15 protein-coding genes are annotated in these 16,380 nt (G+C 43.2%); 6 read left to right on the forward strand and 9 right to left on the reverse strand.

Annotation, left to right across the window (positions count from 1 at the left end; genetic code table 11):
• Positions 1-11 precede the first annotated feature (11 nt).
• The 6 genes from FH871_RS23990 to FH871_RS24015 all read left to right on the forward strand — a co-directional run bounded on the left by FH871_RS23990 (position 12) and on the right by FH871_RS24015 (position 9,452).
• Positions 12-791: a hypothetical protein gene (locus tag FH871_RS23990; protein ID WP_138993971.1), complete on the forward strand. Its 780-nt coding sequence runs from the start codon at positions 12-14 to the stop codon at positions 789-791.
• Between the two features lie 13 nt (positions 792-804).
• Positions 805-1,626 (forward strand): hypothetical protein, encoded by an 822-nt coding sequence (locus tag FH871_RS23995; RefSeq protein ID WP_138993972.1) that lies wholly within the window; start codon positions 805-807, stop codon positions 1,624-1,626.
• 154 nt (positions 1,627-1,780) lie between these two features.
• On the forward strand, positions 1,781-5,671 hold the full coding sequence (locus FH871_RS24000) for a hypothetical protein (RefSeq protein WP_138993973.1): 3,891 nt from the start codon (positions 1,781-1,783) through the stop codon (positions 5,669-5,671).
• A gap of 62 nt (positions 5,672-5,733) precedes the next feature.
• Positions 5,734-7,149 carry a hypothetical protein gene (locus tag FH871_RS24005; protein WP_138993974.1) on the forward strand — a complete coding sequence of 472 codons (1,416 nt, stop codon included), beginning with the start codon at positions 5,734-5,736 and terminating at the stop codon, positions 7,147-7,149.
• 41 nt (positions 7,150-7,190) lie between these two features.
• Entirely contained in the window at positions 7,191-7,400 is a 210-nt protein-coding gene (locus FH871_RS24010; RefSeq protein ID WP_138993975.1) for a hypothetical protein, read from the forward strand.
• Positions 7,401-7,793: 393 nt separating this feature from the next.
• Complete coding sequence (locus tag FH871_RS24015) at positions 7,794-9,452, forward strand: hypothetical protein (RefSeq protein WP_138993976.1); 1,659 nt, start codon at positions 7,794-7,796, stop codon at positions 9,450-9,452.
• 300 nt (positions 9,453-9,752) lie between these two features.
• On the opposite strand, the gene FH871_RS24020 is transcribed toward FH871_RS24015, so the two are convergent.
• The 9 genes from FH871_RS24020 to FH871_RS24050 form a co-directional block, all read right to left on the reverse strand.
• Positions 9,753-10,844 carry a hypothetical protein gene (locus FH871_RS24020; protein ID WP_138993977.1) on the reverse strand — a complete coding sequence of 364 codons (1,092 nt, stop codon included), beginning with the start codon at positions 10,842-10,844 and terminating at the stop codon, positions 9,753-9,755.
• 59 nt (positions 10,845-10,903) lie between these two features.
• Positions 10,904-12,172: a site-specific integrase gene (locus FH871_RS24025; RefSeq protein ID WP_171062927.1), complete on the reverse strand. Its 1,269-nt coding sequence runs from the start codon at positions 12,170-12,172 to the stop codon at positions 10,904-10,906.
• Between the two features lie 328 nt (positions 12,173-12,500).
• Positions 12,501-13,298, reverse strand: a complete 798-nt coding sequence (locus tag FH871_RS24030; protein WP_138993979.1) for a DNA adenine methylase — start codon at positions 13,296-13,298, stop codon at positions 12,501-12,503.
• A 445-nt stretch (positions 13,299-13,743) separates the two neighbouring features.
• Positions 13,744-13,911 (reverse strand): hypothetical protein, encoded by a 168-nt coding sequence (locus tag FH871_RS33250; protein WP_171062928.1) that lies wholly within the window; start codon positions 13,909-13,911, stop codon positions 13,744-13,746.
• A 16-nt stretch (positions 13,912-13,927) separates the two neighbouring features.
• A complete protein-coding gene (locus FH871_RS33255) occupies positions 13,928-14,104 on the reverse strand; it encodes a hypothetical protein (protein WP_171062929.1) in 177 nt (58 codons plus the stop codon).
• Between the two features lie 14 nt (positions 14,105-14,118).
• Positions 14,119-14,361 carry a hypothetical protein gene (locus FH871_RS24035; protein ID WP_138993980.1) on the reverse strand — a complete coding sequence of 81 codons (243 nt, stop codon included), beginning with the start codon at positions 14,359-14,361 and terminating at the stop codon, positions 14,119-14,121.
• A 24-nt stretch (positions 14,362-14,385) separates the two neighbouring features.
• The gene (locus FH871_RS24040; RefSeq protein ID WP_138993981.1) at positions 14,386-14,763 is read right to left on the reverse strand and encodes a hypothetical protein; all 378 of its coding nucleotides are present in this window, start codon (positions 14,761-14,763) and stop codon (positions 14,386-14,388) included.
• A gap of 122 nt (positions 14,764-14,885) precedes the next feature.
• Positions 14,886-15,479 (reverse strand): LuxR C-terminal-related transcriptional regulator, encoded by a 594-nt coding sequence (locus FH871_RS24045; protein ID WP_171062930.1) that lies wholly within the window; start codon positions 15,477-15,479, stop codon positions 14,886-14,888.
• Positions 15,476-16,165: a hypothetical protein gene (locus FH871_RS24050; protein ID WP_138993983.1), complete on the reverse strand. Its 690-nt coding sequence runs from the start codon at positions 16,163-16,165 to the stop codon at positions 15,476-15,478. The genes FH871_RS24045 and FH871_RS24050 overlap by 4 nt, the downstream gene beginning before the upstream one ends.
• Positions 16,166-16,380: the final 215 nt, after the last annotated feature.

Below are 16,380 nucleotides of genomic sequence, written 5' to 3' on the forward strand. Positions count from 1 at the left end.
ATTCTTGCAGTATGAAAAATTTGATAACAAAATTCTCGTTCTTTATGATCTCATTTTTTTTGTTTGGTTGTCCTGATAAAAAAAATGATTTTACTGATAAGGTAGTTTTAATTGAAGGGACTAACCCGCCTGAGAAAATAAGTATTCAAGTTCCAAATGATTGTCAAAAATTTGGAGACGGAGTAAAGGTATCCATTGACGCCTTAGTGAAATATAGTGAAAAGGAGTTAGGTTCTCTGAAGGGCAATTTTGAAAAGGCAAAAATTATTAGTGAATATGCTCAAAGGATTCAGACAATTTGTATAGCTCAGTGCAATTTAGTTAGAACGTCTACCGTGATAAGTACAAAAAAATCAGATTACGATTTGTATTCAAAAATTGTGAGTGATTATACAGAATATCAAAAAATAAGAGACTTGATAACTAGCAATCCGACTGAAAGCCAAAAAAATAAAATAACCGATTCTATACTTGAAGTCTACGAGGATCTTTATGATTCAAAAAAAGATGAGTTAATAGAAAATGCCGAAGCAGTTACATTTACTATAAACGCGTCTGTTGGACAAAACATTACTTTATACATTGGCGATGAAATGATTGCAGGTACAGTACCTGATGCAAATGGGATCGCTACATTGACAATACCTCAGAAGTTTATGGTGCCGAAACCAAAAGAGGTAGTCAAAGTAAGAATCAAAATAACTTCTATTGGTTTTGCCGAAACAAACAAAACATTTTCACTTGGTGAAATCGTAAAGTCTTCTGTTGATAAAACGCCTTTACAAATATGAGCTTATGTGGAGGATGGAGCCTAAGAAGATTCACTCATGGTCAGATATTATACCAATATTTTTTATCTTTCCTTTAACTATAGCGATCCCTCCTAGAAACGGTTTTGAACAAAGAACTGTTTATGTTAAAGGAACAATGCAAGAAATCATAATTTCTGTTCCAAAAAGATGTGACCGATTTAGTGAAGAAGTTAGTGAAATTTTTACTTCTATTCAAAAATTGAGCCATAAGAATATAGAGGTAGCTACTCAAAACTACGAAAAATTAAAAATTTTGAATGAAAATGCAGATAGGTTAAAAGCTATTTGTGTTGCACAATGTCATTTTATTCGGACCTCTATTGTTATAGACCCAAATGAGTCAGATTATAGCTTCTATTCGAATCTTTTGAAAAACTATATCGATTATCAAAAATTTAAGGACTTCTTAAATGGAGAATTTGTTGATCAGGAAAAAATAACTAATAATATGCTGGCAATGTACAGGAATGTATATGAAACCAAGAAGCCAGAATTAGAATGTTTGGTCAAAGATTTTATATTTGCTATTAATTCTCCAATTAATGGTCAAGTAGAATTGTATATAAATGGAGAATTCGTAGCTAGTGCTCCCTCAAATCGAAATGGAAAAGCAATATTGACTATCCCTAAAGAATCTATGATTACTCATCCTGATTCAACTTCAAAAGTTGACATAGTGATCATAATGTCAAATAATAGAAAGAAATATAAATCTATATTAGGCACAATAGTCAAAGAGGCTGATGAAAAAGGAGTGGTTGATACAGTACAAAGAAAACAATTTAGGAATCCGCTTAAGCCATTTGATCCTTAGTTTTATTTGTTTTTTTATTATATTTTTTATAAAAACTAATATTTTAGAATAAGCTATCTATTTTAGCAAATACTTATGTTTTGATATTTAAAACCCGTCCTGTTCCGGCAAAAAGCTTTGGTCCAACTTGGGTCAAAGCTTTTTTCATTTTGCCATGAACAACACGGAAGTCAGTAAGCTGAAGGTGGAAATTGACGGCGACGAAGCGCAGGAAACGTTGCTTTCACTTCAGACCGAAGCCAAAGAGATCAATAAGGAGTTGCGCCGGATGAAGGAAGCCGGAGAAGAAGGCTCCGACGCCTGGAAGGAAATGAAGGTCCGGCAAAAGGAGGTCAACGAAGAAATCCGGGAAATGACCCGGAATCTGGACCTGAATGATGCCACGATGACCGAGCTACGCGCCAACGCCCGGCTGTTGAACCGGGAATTGGACGGCCTGAAAGTTGGCTCCGAAGAATGGATTGCCAAAATGAAGGAAATCGCCGAAGTCGAAAACCGGATTTCGGACGTGAGGGCCGAAATGAAGCGGCTGAAGGGCGAAGGCGAAGAACAAACCGGCCTGTGGGACAACTTCAAAGCGGGTTTTGCCGGGGCGTTCACCTTTGAAGCGGTGAAGGAAGCCGCTCAGGCGGTTTGGGATTTCGGCAAAGAAGTGTTGGACACCGGGGCCAAATTTGAGAAGTATCAAAATATTCTCAATACCACCCTGGGCGATACCGAGAAAGGAGCGGAAGCGTTCGAAATGCTTCAGAGCGTAGCGGCCAAAACCAACTTTACGTTGGACGAAATGACCGACAGCTACATCAAAATGGCGAATCGGGGATTGCGGCCGGGTCAGGATGAGTTGATGAAGCTGGCCGAGGTGGCCAACACAACCGGAAAACCGCTCGGTGATCTGGTGGAAGCCATCAACGACGTCAGCAATACCGATCGGTGGAACGAATTTGGCATCAAGGCCCAAACCAACGGGGATAAAGTCAGCCTGACGTTTAAGGGCGTCACCCAGGAGGTGGACAAGTCGGAAGCCGGGGTGTTAAAGGCCATTACCGCGTTCGGCGAAATGAACGGCGTGATGGGCATGACGGCCACAATTGCCGGGGGCGCTGAAGGCCAGCTTTCGAACATTGATGACAAGTTAGATAGCCTTTATGCCGGGATTTTCAACAAAGGCAAAGAAGGCTTCAACGGATTGATTTCGTGGTTTTCGACCCTGATTTCTGTGTTAGTCGATGCCGTTAAATACTCCGATCCGGTGTTGCAGGTGTTTGACTCGGTGAATACCATTTTTGCCAGCACCTTCCGAAGTATCGGCCAGTTAGTCGGTGGTTTCCTGGGCTTAAACAGCGAATCGTTTACCACGCAAAAAGTCATGGAAGGGCTAGGCGTGGTTTTCAATGTGATCCTGACGCCCATCCGCCTGGCGCTGACTACTGTTCAATTGTTTGCCGATGGCTTGAACGCCCTTCAGAATAAAGGCAAGGAAGTGATGAACTTCTTCGGGGCTACCTTCAAGATTGATCCCAAAGCGAATTTTGATACACTGGCGAAAAATGCAGCCGCCAACTTCAAATCCATTGAAGATTCGTGGACCAAAACCGAGAAAAGCCGGGAGACTCAAACCAAAGGAACAAATAAAAGTATTGAAGACGATTCAAAGAAATCCGGCCAAACGATCAGTGCTGAAGCCAAAAAAGAAGCCGAAAAACGGGCCAAAGACCAGGAGAAAGCCGAAACCGACAGTCTGAAGAAAATTCAGGATATGAAGGTGAAGGCCATCACCGACGAGCGTGAACGCAGAATTGCCGAAATCAACCTTCAGTATCAGCGGGAAGAAGAAGCGGTTAAAAAATCGGTGGCCAGCCAGAAGACAAAAAACGAGCAACTGCAATTGCTGGCTCAGGAGCGGGAAAACAAGATTGATAAAGTCGAAGACGAATTCCGGAAGAAAAAGGAGAAGGAGGAAGCCGACGCTCAGAACCGGATTGACCAACTCAAGATCAAGTTGATTCAGGACGATTCGCAACGCAAGATTGCCGAACTGAACGCCCAGGCGCAACGCGATATTCAGACCATCAATACCACGATCAAGAACGAAACGCAGAAGGCCGAAGCCATCCGGTTGATCAATGAAAAGCTAACCCGGGATGTGGAAGCCGTCAATGACAAACATCGGCAGGATGAAGAGAAGAAAAACCAGCAAAAGCGGGATCAGGAACTGAAAGCTGAAAAGCAACTATTTGACAATCAGTTTAAAGAAGCCACTTTCAATGCTGATTTGAATTTGGCGCTGGCTAAAGACAATGCAGACAAAATCTATCAGGCCAAACTTGCCAAACTACAGGCGGAATATGCCTACAATAAACAGAAGCTTCAATTGGAAGCCGACGAAGAAAAGGCCAAAAACCAAACGCTGATCCAGGATGCCGACAAACGGGCGGCTGCGGAACAGGCCATTGACGGCCGTCTGAAGGCGCAATTGTCGGCCGCCGATGCCAAATTCCAAAACGACAAAACGGCACTCGATCAGGAACATACGGCTAAACGCAAGGCCAATGCCGATCAGTTTTTCAGCGCCCTGAATGGGTTGATGACCGGCGACTACAATGCGTTTATGAATTTCCTGAACCAGAAGTTGGCTAGTGATGCAGCCGCCAACAACCAACGTTTGCAGGATTTTGCCCGCTCGGGTCAGGAGACGTTAGGCATTGCTGGCCAGGTGGTGGGGGCGTTGAACACACTCAACGAGCAATACACGAAACGGCAGATTGACCGGATTCATCAGGAACGCGACGAAGCCATTGCCCAGAAGCAGAAGCAAATCGCGGAAATTGAAGCCTTCGAAAAAGAATATGAGAAAAAGAAGCTTCAGTTGACCAAAGAAATGAATGCTGCGGCCACGGCCGACGAGAAAAAGGCTACCCAACTGAAGCTTCAGAACCTGGAAAATGAATACAATTCGCGGTTGGATGCCAAAGAACAGTTGGAAGGAGGTATTGATGACATCCGGAGTGAAGCCGACGAAAAGGAGAAAGCCGCCAAAGTGAAGGCGTTCAACCGGGAGAAGACGTTAAACATTGCGGCCGCGCTGATCAATGCTGCCCAGGCGGCCCTGAAGTCGCTGGCCACGATGGGGTTCCCGCTCGGGCTGATTGGAGTGGCCACATCGGCGGTGTTGGCCGGGGTGCAAATCGGAATCATCAAAAACCAGAAACCACCTTCATACCGCGCTGGGGGATATGTCCGCAACGCCGGTGTTCCGGCTGGGCCTTTGCATGGCCGACGCTACGGCGAATCCGGAATTTCCTTGACGCGCCGGGATACGGGTCAGGAAGTGGGCGAAATGGAAGGCGATGAGCCTATTATGATTTTGAGCCGCAACACCTACAAAAACAATCGGCCCGTGATTGATAAACTGCTTCATAGCTCCCTGCATCGGAACGGCGCTCCGATCTACGGCAACGGCGGGATCAACGACGGGGGCAGCTACCGGGATTATCTGGAACCCTTGGGCTACGGAAACTCGTACCTGTTTGGGTCGAAGAAAGCCAAAAAAGCCGCCAAAGAAGCGGAAGCCGAAGCCAAACAAATGGCTGCCGAGCAGGAAGCGGAAATGGCTAAAATGCAGGCCGAAATGGACGCAATGGCTACCGATGGGGGTGGGGGCTACGATTCGGGCGGTTTGCCCTCGGACGGGGTGCATGTGGCTGGGGCCGATGGCGACGCGACAGGCACCATCTCGACCACCAATTCCCAGATTGAAGCCAGCCAGGAAATGATGGCGGCTATTGCCGACAATACGGAAATGACCGTGAAAGCCCTGACTGAGATGCAAACGTTTATAGCAGACATGCTGCTGCCCACGCTGAAGGCTCAGGGAGTAGAGTTGTCGACCAGCGTAAACGGCAAGGTGGATGAACTGATTACGGTGGAACGTACGGCAAACAGTTATCTGGACCGCATAGCGGCCAAAGAACTGTCGGTGCAAACGTTCGTCAATGTCATGAACCAAATCAGCGTTGTGGCCGGGGATTCCGATCTGAAATAATTGCTTCCACGTGAGCGCCCTGGCTGTTTCAACCTGCGCGCTCACACTTCTTTTTTATCACGATGGTCGATATACGAATTGATGGGTACAGCGTCGACATGACGCCGGGAACGCGGCTGACGCTCGAACGGTTTAACCCGATGCTGAATTTTACGTCGGTGCAGGGTTCGCGGGTATACGGTTTTTCGTTGCCCGACACACCCTTGAACCGGCGGGTTTTGGGGTTTGTCAATCAAGCCCAGGTACCCTATAAAAACCGGCGGTTTTACTGCGAAAAATACGTCAATACGCAACTGGTGGAACGGGGTTATGTGAAAGTGCAGGATGTTCCGGCCGGAAGCTACAACCTGTATTTTACGCAAAACCTGGGCGAAATCTTTGGCGATCTGCAAAACGTGCTGTTGCCGGATATTGATTTCGGGACGGTTCCGGCTCCGGTGGCTCCGACGCTGGCGGCCAATCATCTGACGGATGCTGTGGCGTTTCCGATGATCGAAAATCCGGGGTTCTACGGCAACAACGCGGGCGTCGTGGGTTTCAACAACGCCATGAACCGCGTCAGCGCCGGAGAGATGGACACGAAAGCCCGGGTGCCAATGGTGTTTTTATCCTGGTTGTTTGAGCAGTTTGGACAGAAGGTAGGGTGGCAGTTTGGCGGTACTTTCCTGGAAGACCCGGACGTGTTGCGGCTGTTGCTGTTCAACCTGTACAGCCTGGACGATCAGCCGACGATCCAGTACCGAAACCACCTACCGGAACTGACGTTTCCGGGACTATTGATTGCGCTCCGGCAACTGTTCAACCTGTATCTAGATTTCGACGTCCGGCGTCGGGTGTGTACGCTCGACTACACAGACGACATTCTGAAGGCTCCCACGGTGCTGGATTGGACGGCCAAAGCGGAGCCGACCCACACAAAGCTTCCGGAACTGCAAAACCGGTTGGAACTGTCCTACGACATCGACGGCAACGATGCGCTGATGAAACCGATCCCGGCGGATTTCGACAAATACACCACTGCCGAAACTCCGGCGACTGCCGGGGGGAGCCTGGTCCCGATCCGAAGCCGGTTCGGCACGTTGCAGACAAACAGCGCTACGGGCCTGGCGATGACGTCACAGCCAGGAATAAGCCTGTATAACAAAGATTCAGCGGCTCGGGGCTTGCCCAGGCTGTTATTCTGGAATGGCGTGATTGACGGCAAACCGATTGCTACCCACGCCATCGGCGACCGCCGGTTGGTGTGGAACGGCGCGGGGAACCTGGTGGACCGGCATTGGCGCATGTTCGAGCGCTTCAAAGCCAATACCTTTTTGATCCGGAAAATCCTGTACCTGACTCCGGCGGATTTGGCCACGTTCCGTTTTCGGAACAAAGTCCACATCCGGGGCGTGAATTACCTGATTGGCAGCATGAAGGCGGTGTTGGGAGCCGATGAAAATATTATTCCGGCGGAAGTGGAATTGTGGAAGGTTTAGTTAAATTGTAGAATAGATTTAAATTATATACCCTTATCACAATGGCTAACTTTATACGAGTTCACGAGCTTACTACTAAAATTGAGAACGTCCTTAATGTTGCAAAAATCGTTCGATTGAAGCCGACGGAAGATAGTTTCGGTAATCCTAAATGTCTAATTATATTCCAAGATGACGGTCTGACCGTTGATGAAACCTTTGAGGATGTAATTAAGAAAATCGAAGACGCTGCAAGCATTGACATTCTTTAAAAAGGAATATTTTGAATACCATAAAATCGCAGTTCAAAAAATTAAAGAATAATTGATGACGAAACCTGTCCGATCTGGACAGGTTTCGTTGTTTCGGGTATAAATTGCCTATACAAAATTTTAGGATTGGCAAATCTATACGTATTCATTTTTGAACGCCTAATTTATAAACAACACTGATTGTGTGAATAAAATAGCAAAATCCATTTTTGTGTCCTGCAAATACATAAGCTCTTCATAAATAAATGAATGCGGTGTAGGGAATAGATGATAATATTACCCAGGCAGAAGTGGAATTGTAGAAGGTGTGAAAATATTCTTTAGTCTAAATCTATGGTTTTCTTAATAATTTGGTGAATTACATTTGAATTGCATATTCTTGAGAAAAAACTTATGACAGTCTTTTTATATCCTACGCTGAAATATTCAGATATTTTTCCAATGGACGAAAGTGTTTCTGTGGAAGATTTACTAGGAGCTTATGATTTTGATATACTATTAAATATTGCTCTATCTATCGATAGTATCAACATATCTGGTTATCATGGGGAAAATGGAGCTGTATTTAACTTAAGCGAAACACTAGATAGATTTCATGTTGAATACGGTGAAGAAAGGAGTAAGATTAGGTCTTCTATCCTTTCTATTGGCAAGGCAATAGTTAACAGGGTAAGTACATTGAGATTAATTGATATAATCCTGAGAATCGGTCATCAAACTAATTATAATGATAAAAAGGTAGGCTTGAATATGCTGAAGGCTTATTTGTTGATTAATCAGAAAATACATGATAAGTATTATGAATCAAGGAGCCGAGCTATAGAACTAGGTTACGATGTGCCTGTATTTCAAGATATATTTTTATTGATCCATTCCGTAAGGTTTGAACATCATACAAATTTTGACATATATTTCCCAAACTTGGTTAAATCGAAATTGTATTTAAAATTTTGTAAAGGATATCCAGCTCTGAATAGTCACCTCGATGATTTTCTCAGAAGAAAAAAATGTAGAGACATAGATGACTTTTTTAGAAAATATTTTCCTTTGATCGAATTTATGATTTCTAAATTTGATGAAAGATACCAGATGATAGAAGTGCCATCGGAGCACAATGAATATGAAGAATTATGTCATTATTTAGATGAAATGTCAATTGAGAAAAGTATTGACTTTGACTCCTGCGATTTTGCATATATTAGAAGTAAGCCAATGTATAAAATTCGAAATGGCCGTTATGTGGTGATAAATGAGATTTTTTTAATTGAGAAAATTTACAAGAGCTTATATTTTGATTTTAAAGAAATAAATAGTACTCAATTAAGCCCTATAAAAAACTTCAGACAAGAGTTTACTACACAATTTTCTGAAAAATATTTGCTATATACTGTGTTAGATAAAGTTTATAGAGAGAATAAAGGTTCAAATTTTATCACCTTTTCAGGTGAAGAATTAAAAATAAAACTAGTTAATGCAGAGCCTGATTATTACATAAGAAAATCTAATAAAATATTATTGATTGAGAATAAAGATAATATGATAAATGGCGTTGAGTTAGATAATAGTGATTTCGAAAAGATTATTTCAGTGTTCAAGGATAGAATTAATAAGGCTTCCCGTCAAATAATCGTAAATATAGATCGATGTTTGGGTCAAAAAATAGAAGATAAAGAAATTGTTAATCAAGAAATTTATCCTGTAATGATTGTTCATGATAATATTTTTATGACCCCTGCTTTAAATCTATTAGCCAGGAGTTGGTTTAAAGGTCTCTTGGGAACTCAAGATAAATATTCAAGAATTAAACCTTTAACAATTATCTCAATAGATTTTTTCATAAATTATAGTTGGTTTATTAGAAGTAATAAAATTAATTTATTTAATTATATTGATAAATATCACAAGTTCATTGATAATAAAGTTTCTGAAAATAATAGCCAAAAAAGCCATTATTCATTTTTTCATTATATCAAAAAAAGCTCAGGTACTGATGAGATGAAAAGATTATATAAAGATAGGTCTTTAATTGTTGGGAGATCATCTTTGTTTTAGGATAGAATAAAAGCTAAGTCTTTGTAACAGGCTTTTAATTAGGGGAATGATTTTGTTTGTCGTCATTAATTGGATCACACAGATGAAACTGATTGTGAACCAAACAAATCGAAATACTCCTTCATAGCAGTATAAAGACAACGTCAGGGTCCGATGTAAATATTATTTCGGCGGAAGTGCAATTGTGAAAGGTTTAATACTAAAGATATTTTCTTTAAATTGTATTTAATTTTTCTTTTATGCAATTTAATATTATGCGAATATTTGAGTATTATTTATTGAAACCGGAATCTTATAAAGTTAAAACATATTGCTAAAAACTGATTCATCATAATCAATATTCCACCTACTTTTGGCTTCAGCAAGCATTTTGTCAATTGTACCATTTCTCTTTGCTACCTTAAATAAATATTTATCTTTGGAGGATTCATCTATTATTGAGTGAAACTCAACGAATTCTGAATCATCTAATTCTACTTCCATTGTTAGTAGATCTCCTTCAGATGGACCAGAAATTGCAAGTGTTGTAGCTCCGCGATAATTCCATTTTTGTCTTGCCTCCTTATACATTTCAATTAATACGCCTTTTTCTATTGCCTTTTCATGTAAATATTTTTCTTTATCTTCATCAGACTTTAAAATTGTAAAATGAAAGTATTCGTCTTCCAATAGTTCGACAATTGAGGTTATTTTTTCATTTGTTAGGCTATTAGTAAATGAAATAGGCATTCTAGCAGAACTTACTAATGGTTTAGGATATATATTTCTAGTTACATTATCATATTTGAAAAACTCAAATTCTAGATGGAATGGAAGGAAAGAACTTGCAATAATTTTTAAATCATCTGAAATGCCAGTTTTATTCGGCCTAGGTGGAATTATTGATCTGTCAATAGTATATTTTTTAAAATGTGGAATAATATTTTCAGAGTATAGAATACTGAACCACATATTTATAACATTAACCATTAGATCAATTAAATATAGGTTTTCGTTGTTATTTGATAGAATACTGATATTTTTTTCTAAAACTCTATATTCTCCATCATTATCTTCATATTCAATGACTCTAATCATCTCCTTTATAGAGCTTGCAGAGGTTACAACCGGATTATTTCTGTCTATTTCATAATGCTTACTTGCGTCTACAATATTGCCCAGTATCTGGTAATCTGAGCATTTTTTTATCAAGCGTGGTTTTACATCTTTTTTAAAGTGCTCTTTTTTATATTTAGCGTAGTGTTCCCCAAAATGATACAATAATGTTGCAGCATGTAAACCAGTATTAATGTCTTCACCAGTCCCAAATACTTTAGTTTGCTGCACTTTAGCATAATTCTGGAAAGAATTAACTACTCCAAGGAAAAAATGGCTCATTAAATCTTGATACATATGAAATGAAAGATTGATTTACAGCTTAATTATATGGAACACTATGATTAAGTGTTGTTTTAAGCTACATCCTGATTTTCATCCTGCTTCCTGAACAGCTTATCAAATACATTGATTTTCTCCTTCTTCCGTTTCTCGCTTATGTGGACATATTTCATAGTTGTTTCCAACTTTGAATGACCCATATAATCCTTCAGGGTAACCACATCGCCCCCTAGTTCGATGAAAACCGTTCCGAAGGTGTGCCGGGCCGTGTGGGTTGTCATTTTGAAATCAATGCCAACGTGTTTTCCGATTGTGTCTAACAGCCGGTTGGTGTGTTGTTCGCTGAACGTATCAAATAACCGTCCCAGCGATGTGGTCACCAGCTTTCGAGCTGCCGGGTGGATCGGAACACGGACTACTTTATGATAACGATTGCGGTTTTTAACCGGAATAATAATGAGCCAGTCGCCCTTAATATTTTCATGATTGACGGTCTTAGCGTCGCTAATCCGAAGCCCTGTAAAACAGCTAAATAAAAAGTGTCGTAAAACCTTCCGCCAGGCGTCGGCCGTATTGCTGGCTTCAAATAGGGTCAATAAGCTCATGAGTTGTTCCTCTGTCAACGCATTGGGGAATGTCTCTGGTTTGAGAACTTTGACGGATTTGAACGGGTCATCGAATACGTTTTTATCTTCCAGGGCGATTCGAACGTAAGTCCGGATGTCCTTCATGCCCTTTTCAACCGTCGATGGTGCATTGCCCAGGGCGGATCGTAAATACGCCCGGAAGTTTTCGAGCAGCTTAGGGGTAAGGTTGTTGAACGGCAGGGGCGGGGTTTGGCCGTCGATGGTGTCAGGATTTTTTTTGCGGCCGGATTTCGCATTGACTTCTCGGGTCCAAAACGCTTTTAATTTGTTTAGGGAAGCAAGGTGGCCGTCACGCGTTTGCTTTTCAATCTTTCTCCGTTTGAACCGTTCCTTTGCTTCAGTTTCCCAGAAGGACAGAAAATCCTTTCGGGATGTGAAAGTTCTATAATCCCGGATCAATAATTCCATCGTAAGCGTCTTGCCAGATAGCCGATAGGATTTGAAAATCTCATTGACCTTCCCCATTTCCGTGTCAATCATCAAGGTATAGTCCGTGTAATCCTGATCATTTTTCGAACGGGGCAAGAGCTTCCCGGCAGCTTTGTCAAAATGTGTGGCTGGCCAATTCAACTTGAGTGGAATCCGGTCTTTGGCTCCATCAATTGACACATAAATGTAGAGAGCAGACGTACCGTCCGCTTTTTGATAATCATCCTTGATTATCAGCTTCTTAAAGAAATTTTGAACATTTCCCATTAGGAACAGGCTAGGAACAGGAAGGTAAAAAACCGGGGTGTTTCCAGAATTAGGAATTGTATTAGGAACCGAAAAAGTGCCATTACAGCGTATGTAGGCACTTTTTCGGTATGTTCGTGGTCCCACCGGAAGTTGACCCCCTTCCATTTTTTGCCTTTCTATCGGTCAGCATCCGCCTTGATAGAAGTCAAACCCGTCAGCGTTGATCCGGGGCTATTTTTAGTAATGAAGAAAGGGGAGTTGAACCTATTGAGCCGGATGAAGGCCGAAGGATGGGTATAAAATTTGACCCCAACAGGTGGAGGTTTACCGTTGGGGTCAAATTAATTCAGTAATTCCAGGTCAGACACTCGACCTTTTTCCGGTTCGCTTTCCGACGGCCGTCAACCGCCAGCGTTTTTTCAATGTCTTCTGATTGCCAGCCGAGCCGGTTGCGGTAGTCCATCAAAACCGGTTCCGGATACGAGCTGAGCAGGAATTTCCCCTGAAGCTTTGAACAGGCTTCGAGCAACCTCGTGAAGTCTTCCAGCGTGTAACCGGCATAGTGTCCCTGATCGGCGCTGACGTACGGCGGATCCAGGTAGAAAAACGCATCGGGAGAATCATACGCCTTCATCACCTTCAAAACATCGTACGATTCGATCGCTACTTTTCGGAGCCGTTCCTGATACGCATCGGTCAGCAGCTTCTTTTTGTTGGCGATCTTCAGCGCGCATTTCCCAAACCGGTCGTAGCCGAATCCTCCACCGATTGTTGAGGAAAAGCTCATGTTGGTTTGCACCCAGACGGCCCAGGCCATCTGGAGCACATCGCGGATTTCCTGTTCACCTGATTCGTATTCCTCATCGGACTGTTTGTGCTGGGCCCGGCTGTGGAAGGTTTCGTCGATGAGGTCCTGCAATTCGTCCAGATCGTATTTCAGGACTTTGTAAAAGGTAATCAGCCGGTTGTTGATGTCATTGACAACCTCGGCACTGCTGGGAGGCTTTGCCCAGAATACAGCACCACCGCCGAAGAACGGCTCGATGTAAGTGGCATGATTCGGGATTTTGGGAAGGATGTGACGCAGCATGAGCTGCTTACCACCATAATAGGTGATAGGGGTTTTCAATTGTACGGTGGTCATAACGTTGAGTTTTGACCAAAAGAACAAAATCGTATAATACAAATCAAATATAGATAGATAATGGACTTGTATTATATGTAAACGGTTAGCATTCCATTGACCGTACGGAAAAACCTAGGGCTGCAATAGAATAATCAGGAAGAGGAAAGCGGCTGTGCCCAGCAGCATGATGAGAAAGACATGAAACCCCGTCGGGAGTTTGCTCAGGATCCGGTTGACCGTTTTCATAAACAGAGAAAAGCCACGGCTTACCTCGTGGCTTTTCAAATATAGCAAAAAAGTTGCGGGGGCGGAATCGATCAGATTACCGTGAAGCCGAATAGTCGTAGGCAAACCGAATACCCTAGTATAATCCGGCCGACATAACCATTGCGCCGACTGAAGAGGCATTTGTTTTTCCGCTTTATTGACATCCAAAACGGCTTTTTTTTCATAATGGGACGGTTTATTTACTAGATGGTGTTTTAGCCTCTTCCTCCAACATATCCTTCAAGTCCTTCAATTCAGTTAAGACCGCACGGGCGGCTTCTAATTGTGTTGACAAGTCATCGATTCTGTTTTGGTAGTGAGAAACCTTATTTCTCACGCGCTGTAATGCTGTTTCTTTGCTCATTTTTTTCGGACGTTTGTTAGCTTTCTATAAATTCATTCCAAAAGGATTGTGCAGCTTTTTTCGGGTCGTCGGGAAAATCTTCGTAATTGAAGATGCAAACGGCATCATCCTCCGCTTTTAAGTCATTAGATCCTAATTTTTGCAGGGCTTGGTTAAACTGCTGAACCCATTCTGAATATTCTTCATTTTCCATATCGGACGGTTTAATTAATTGTCTCTTACTCCCGAATTTTCGATAATTTCTTTAGCCGCTTTCAGGATCATCAATTTGCCCTGATGGGTGAGATCGAAACAGGACACATCGACATCGAAGCCACCACCAGAACCGGTACCGGTAATTACGATTACAAAGTTTGCGTCGGTCATTTTGCCGATTGCATTTGAGATGAATTGACCTTTGTCAGTTTCACCCGGGCCAGAGCCTCTTTCAGTTGCGAGATAGTTTCCCATTTTTATTCGGACGTTTGTTAGAATTTAAAACCAAACAGCGAACCTTACCCAGCGTTCAGGTTTAACTTGTATGCTGACGTAGGCATACTTCCCGTCTTCGCACTCCCTTTGTTCAATCCAGACCGCTGGTATAAGCGGAAATCGGCGTTCAGCAACAGGGATGCCGGTGGGGGTTCTAACGATTCTCATGTACGCATTCTCGCACTTAACAGCCTTTTTGTAGGCAGTCAACTGGCTGACAAATTCGGAACCACGTATTTTGCGCAAAATTTCCAACAAACGCTTATTACTACGCATGGTTCTGGCGGCTTGCTCTTGGGCGTAAGCCTTCCATCCTTTGTCAAATTCTTTTTCAACCGTGGCGTAAAATGCCCTTACCGCCGAAGCTCTCGTATGTATCATATCTGGGGTTAAAAAATGTGACTTTTTGCAACAGCCTGTATTTCAATAGAGAAAAACAACTCGGTCAATTATTCAAAGTGCGGAAAACGTTGGTTGATTGACCGGGATTAATTGACTGTCCTTCACAGGTAATCTTTCACCGAAATTGCGAACTGGATGAGGTTGCGAACCGAACTAAGATTCAGCTTTGCCGCCATGTTGGTTTTGTGATTTATGAAGGTTCGGTAACTCATATTCAACTGGCCAGCGACTTCATAGCCCGGCAACCCCGTCGAAACCAGCTTTAAAACCTCGCGTTCCCGGGTGCTCAGTCCGGCGATGGCGCCAACTATCCTTTCGTCCGGCACCGGCGTTCCCGATCGGCGCAGGCCTTCCAGAACCGTTGGACTCAGGTGTTTTTGTCCAGCCAGCACCGATCGGACACCTTCGTATAATCCCTGCAAGCCATCGTCGCTCATGACAAATCCCCAGTAGTTTGCCTTTAACCCGTCTGCGATGAGGGTCGAATCAAACGAGCTGAGCAGCAATACGAACCGAACTTTGGGAAATGCCTGGGCATTTATCACCTCGTCAGTAAGCACCAGATCCGGCTTTCGGACGCTGATCGAATCAAGGCTGTTTGATATACCTAGCGAACCAAAACCGTCCACGCGCAGGGTTTTTTCAAGCGTGTCGGCCTTAAGGCGGTCGGTGGTATGGATGAGGATGGTTTTCACGGCTTCTTGTCGATCCGGGAGAAAGACACAACCCATACGAATGGATTAGATTCCCAGGACTCGGAACCGTTGATTTTTGCCCATATCCATTGAAAACTTTCCTGGGCGTTCATATTATCCCATTCGTGGGGCTGACCGTCAAAACCTAGCCGTTTTCCAGACTCGCCATAGTTTCCGCCCACACCTTCGGCGTATACATCCTCGGTGCTGATCATTTGAAGCCGCTCCGCCCGAACGTCGGTAATTTGCAGGAAAATACGGGCCGCTGCTTTGGGCATGTGGATGGACGGCCGCCACTGATACGGCCAGCCAGCTTTGATATAATCCTGACGCGCATCCTCACCGGCAGATCCACAATCTGCTTTGTAAGCATACTGCTGGTCTTTCGTCGCATGATGATCAACGAATTTACACCAAGTCTCCCTGACCCAGAGAATATCCCCAACCTGACCATATCGGCATGCAGGACCTGCCAGACCTTTCAATGGCCCAGAGCTGAATAAGTTTGTATAGCCGTCTTTTGAGGCTTGTTTTAAAAATACAGCAGCCTGGTCAATTGGCATTGGCAGGGGCATATCCAGCGCTTTGGGCTGTGGATTGATGATTCGCCGGGTTTGCGTTTTCTGGTTATCAAGGATCGCTTGAACCATCGGCGTAGAAAATAAGATTGGACGTTCGATTGTCATGATTGAGGAGGTGATTAAAGAGGGGTTGCGTTTTTTCTGTGACAATCCGGACAATAATGTTTATCCACAGACTTGACCCATCCTTCATCTTCGGCGCATTCCTCTGCGACGGCTATATCTGTGAATATTGAAAAGTCCCGGCTATCGGTATATACATCTTCGCAACCGTCGCAGGTCAACATGGCGGAATCTACTTTGGTGATCATTTTGCGTTT

It is taken from the genome of Larkinella sp. C7, assembly GCF_006149005.1.
Classification (GTDB): Bacteria; Bacteroidota; Bacteroidia; order Cytophagales; family Spirosomataceae; genus Larkinella.

Coding starts and splice junctions, on each gene's coding strand:
- FH871_RS23990 (WP_138993971.1), top strand. CDS start 12: ATGAAAAATTTGATAACAAAATTCTCGTTCTTTATGATCTCATTTTTT.
- FH871_RS23995 (WP_138993972.1), top strand. CDS start 805: ATGGAGCCTAAGAAGATTCACTCATGGTCAGATATTATACCAATATTT.
- FH871_RS24000 (WP_138993973.1), top strand. CDS start 1,781: ATGAACAACACGGAAGTCAGTAAGCTGAAGGTGGAAATTGACGGCGAC.
- FH871_RS24005 (WP_138993974.1), top strand. CDS start 5,734: ATGGTCGATATACGAATTGATGGGTACAGCGTCGACATGACGCCGGGA.
- FH871_RS24010 (WP_138993975.1), top strand. CDS start 7,191: ATGGCTAACTTTATACGAGTTCACGAGCTTACTACTAAAATTGAGAAC.
- FH871_RS24015 (WP_138993976.1), top strand. CDS start 7,794: ATGACAGTCTTTTTATATCCTACGCTGAAATATTCAGATATTTTTCCA.
- FH871_RS24020 (WP_138993977.1), bottom strand. CDS start 10,844: ATGTATCAAGATTTAATGAGCCATTTTTTCCTTGGAGTAGTTAATTCT.
- FH871_RS24025 (WP_171062927.1), bottom strand. CDS start 12,172: ATGGGAAATGTTCAAAATTTCTTTAAGAAGCTGATAATCAAGGATGAT.
- FH871_RS24030 (WP_138993979.1), bottom strand. CDS start 13,298: ATGACCACCGTACAATTGAAAACCCCTATCACCTATTATGGTGGTAAG.
- FH871_RS33250 (WP_171062928.1), bottom strand. CDS start 13,911: ATGAGCAAAGAAACAGCATTACAGCGCGTGAGAAATAAGGTTTCTCAC.
- FH871_RS33255 (WP_171062929.1), bottom strand. CDS start 14,104: ATGGAAAATGAAGAATATTCAGAATGGGTTCAGCAGTTTAACCAAGCC.
- FH871_RS24035 (WP_138993980.1), bottom strand. CDS start 14,361: ATGGGAAACTATCTCGCAACTGAAAGAGGCTCTGGCCCGGGTGAAACT.
- FH871_RS24040 (WP_138993981.1), bottom strand. CDS start 14,763: ATGATACATACGAGAGCTTCGGCGGTAAGGGCATTTTACGCCACGGTT.
- FH871_RS24050 (WP_138993983.1), bottom strand. CDS start 16,165: ATGACAATCGAACGTCCAATCTTATTTTCTACGCCGATGGTTCAAGCG.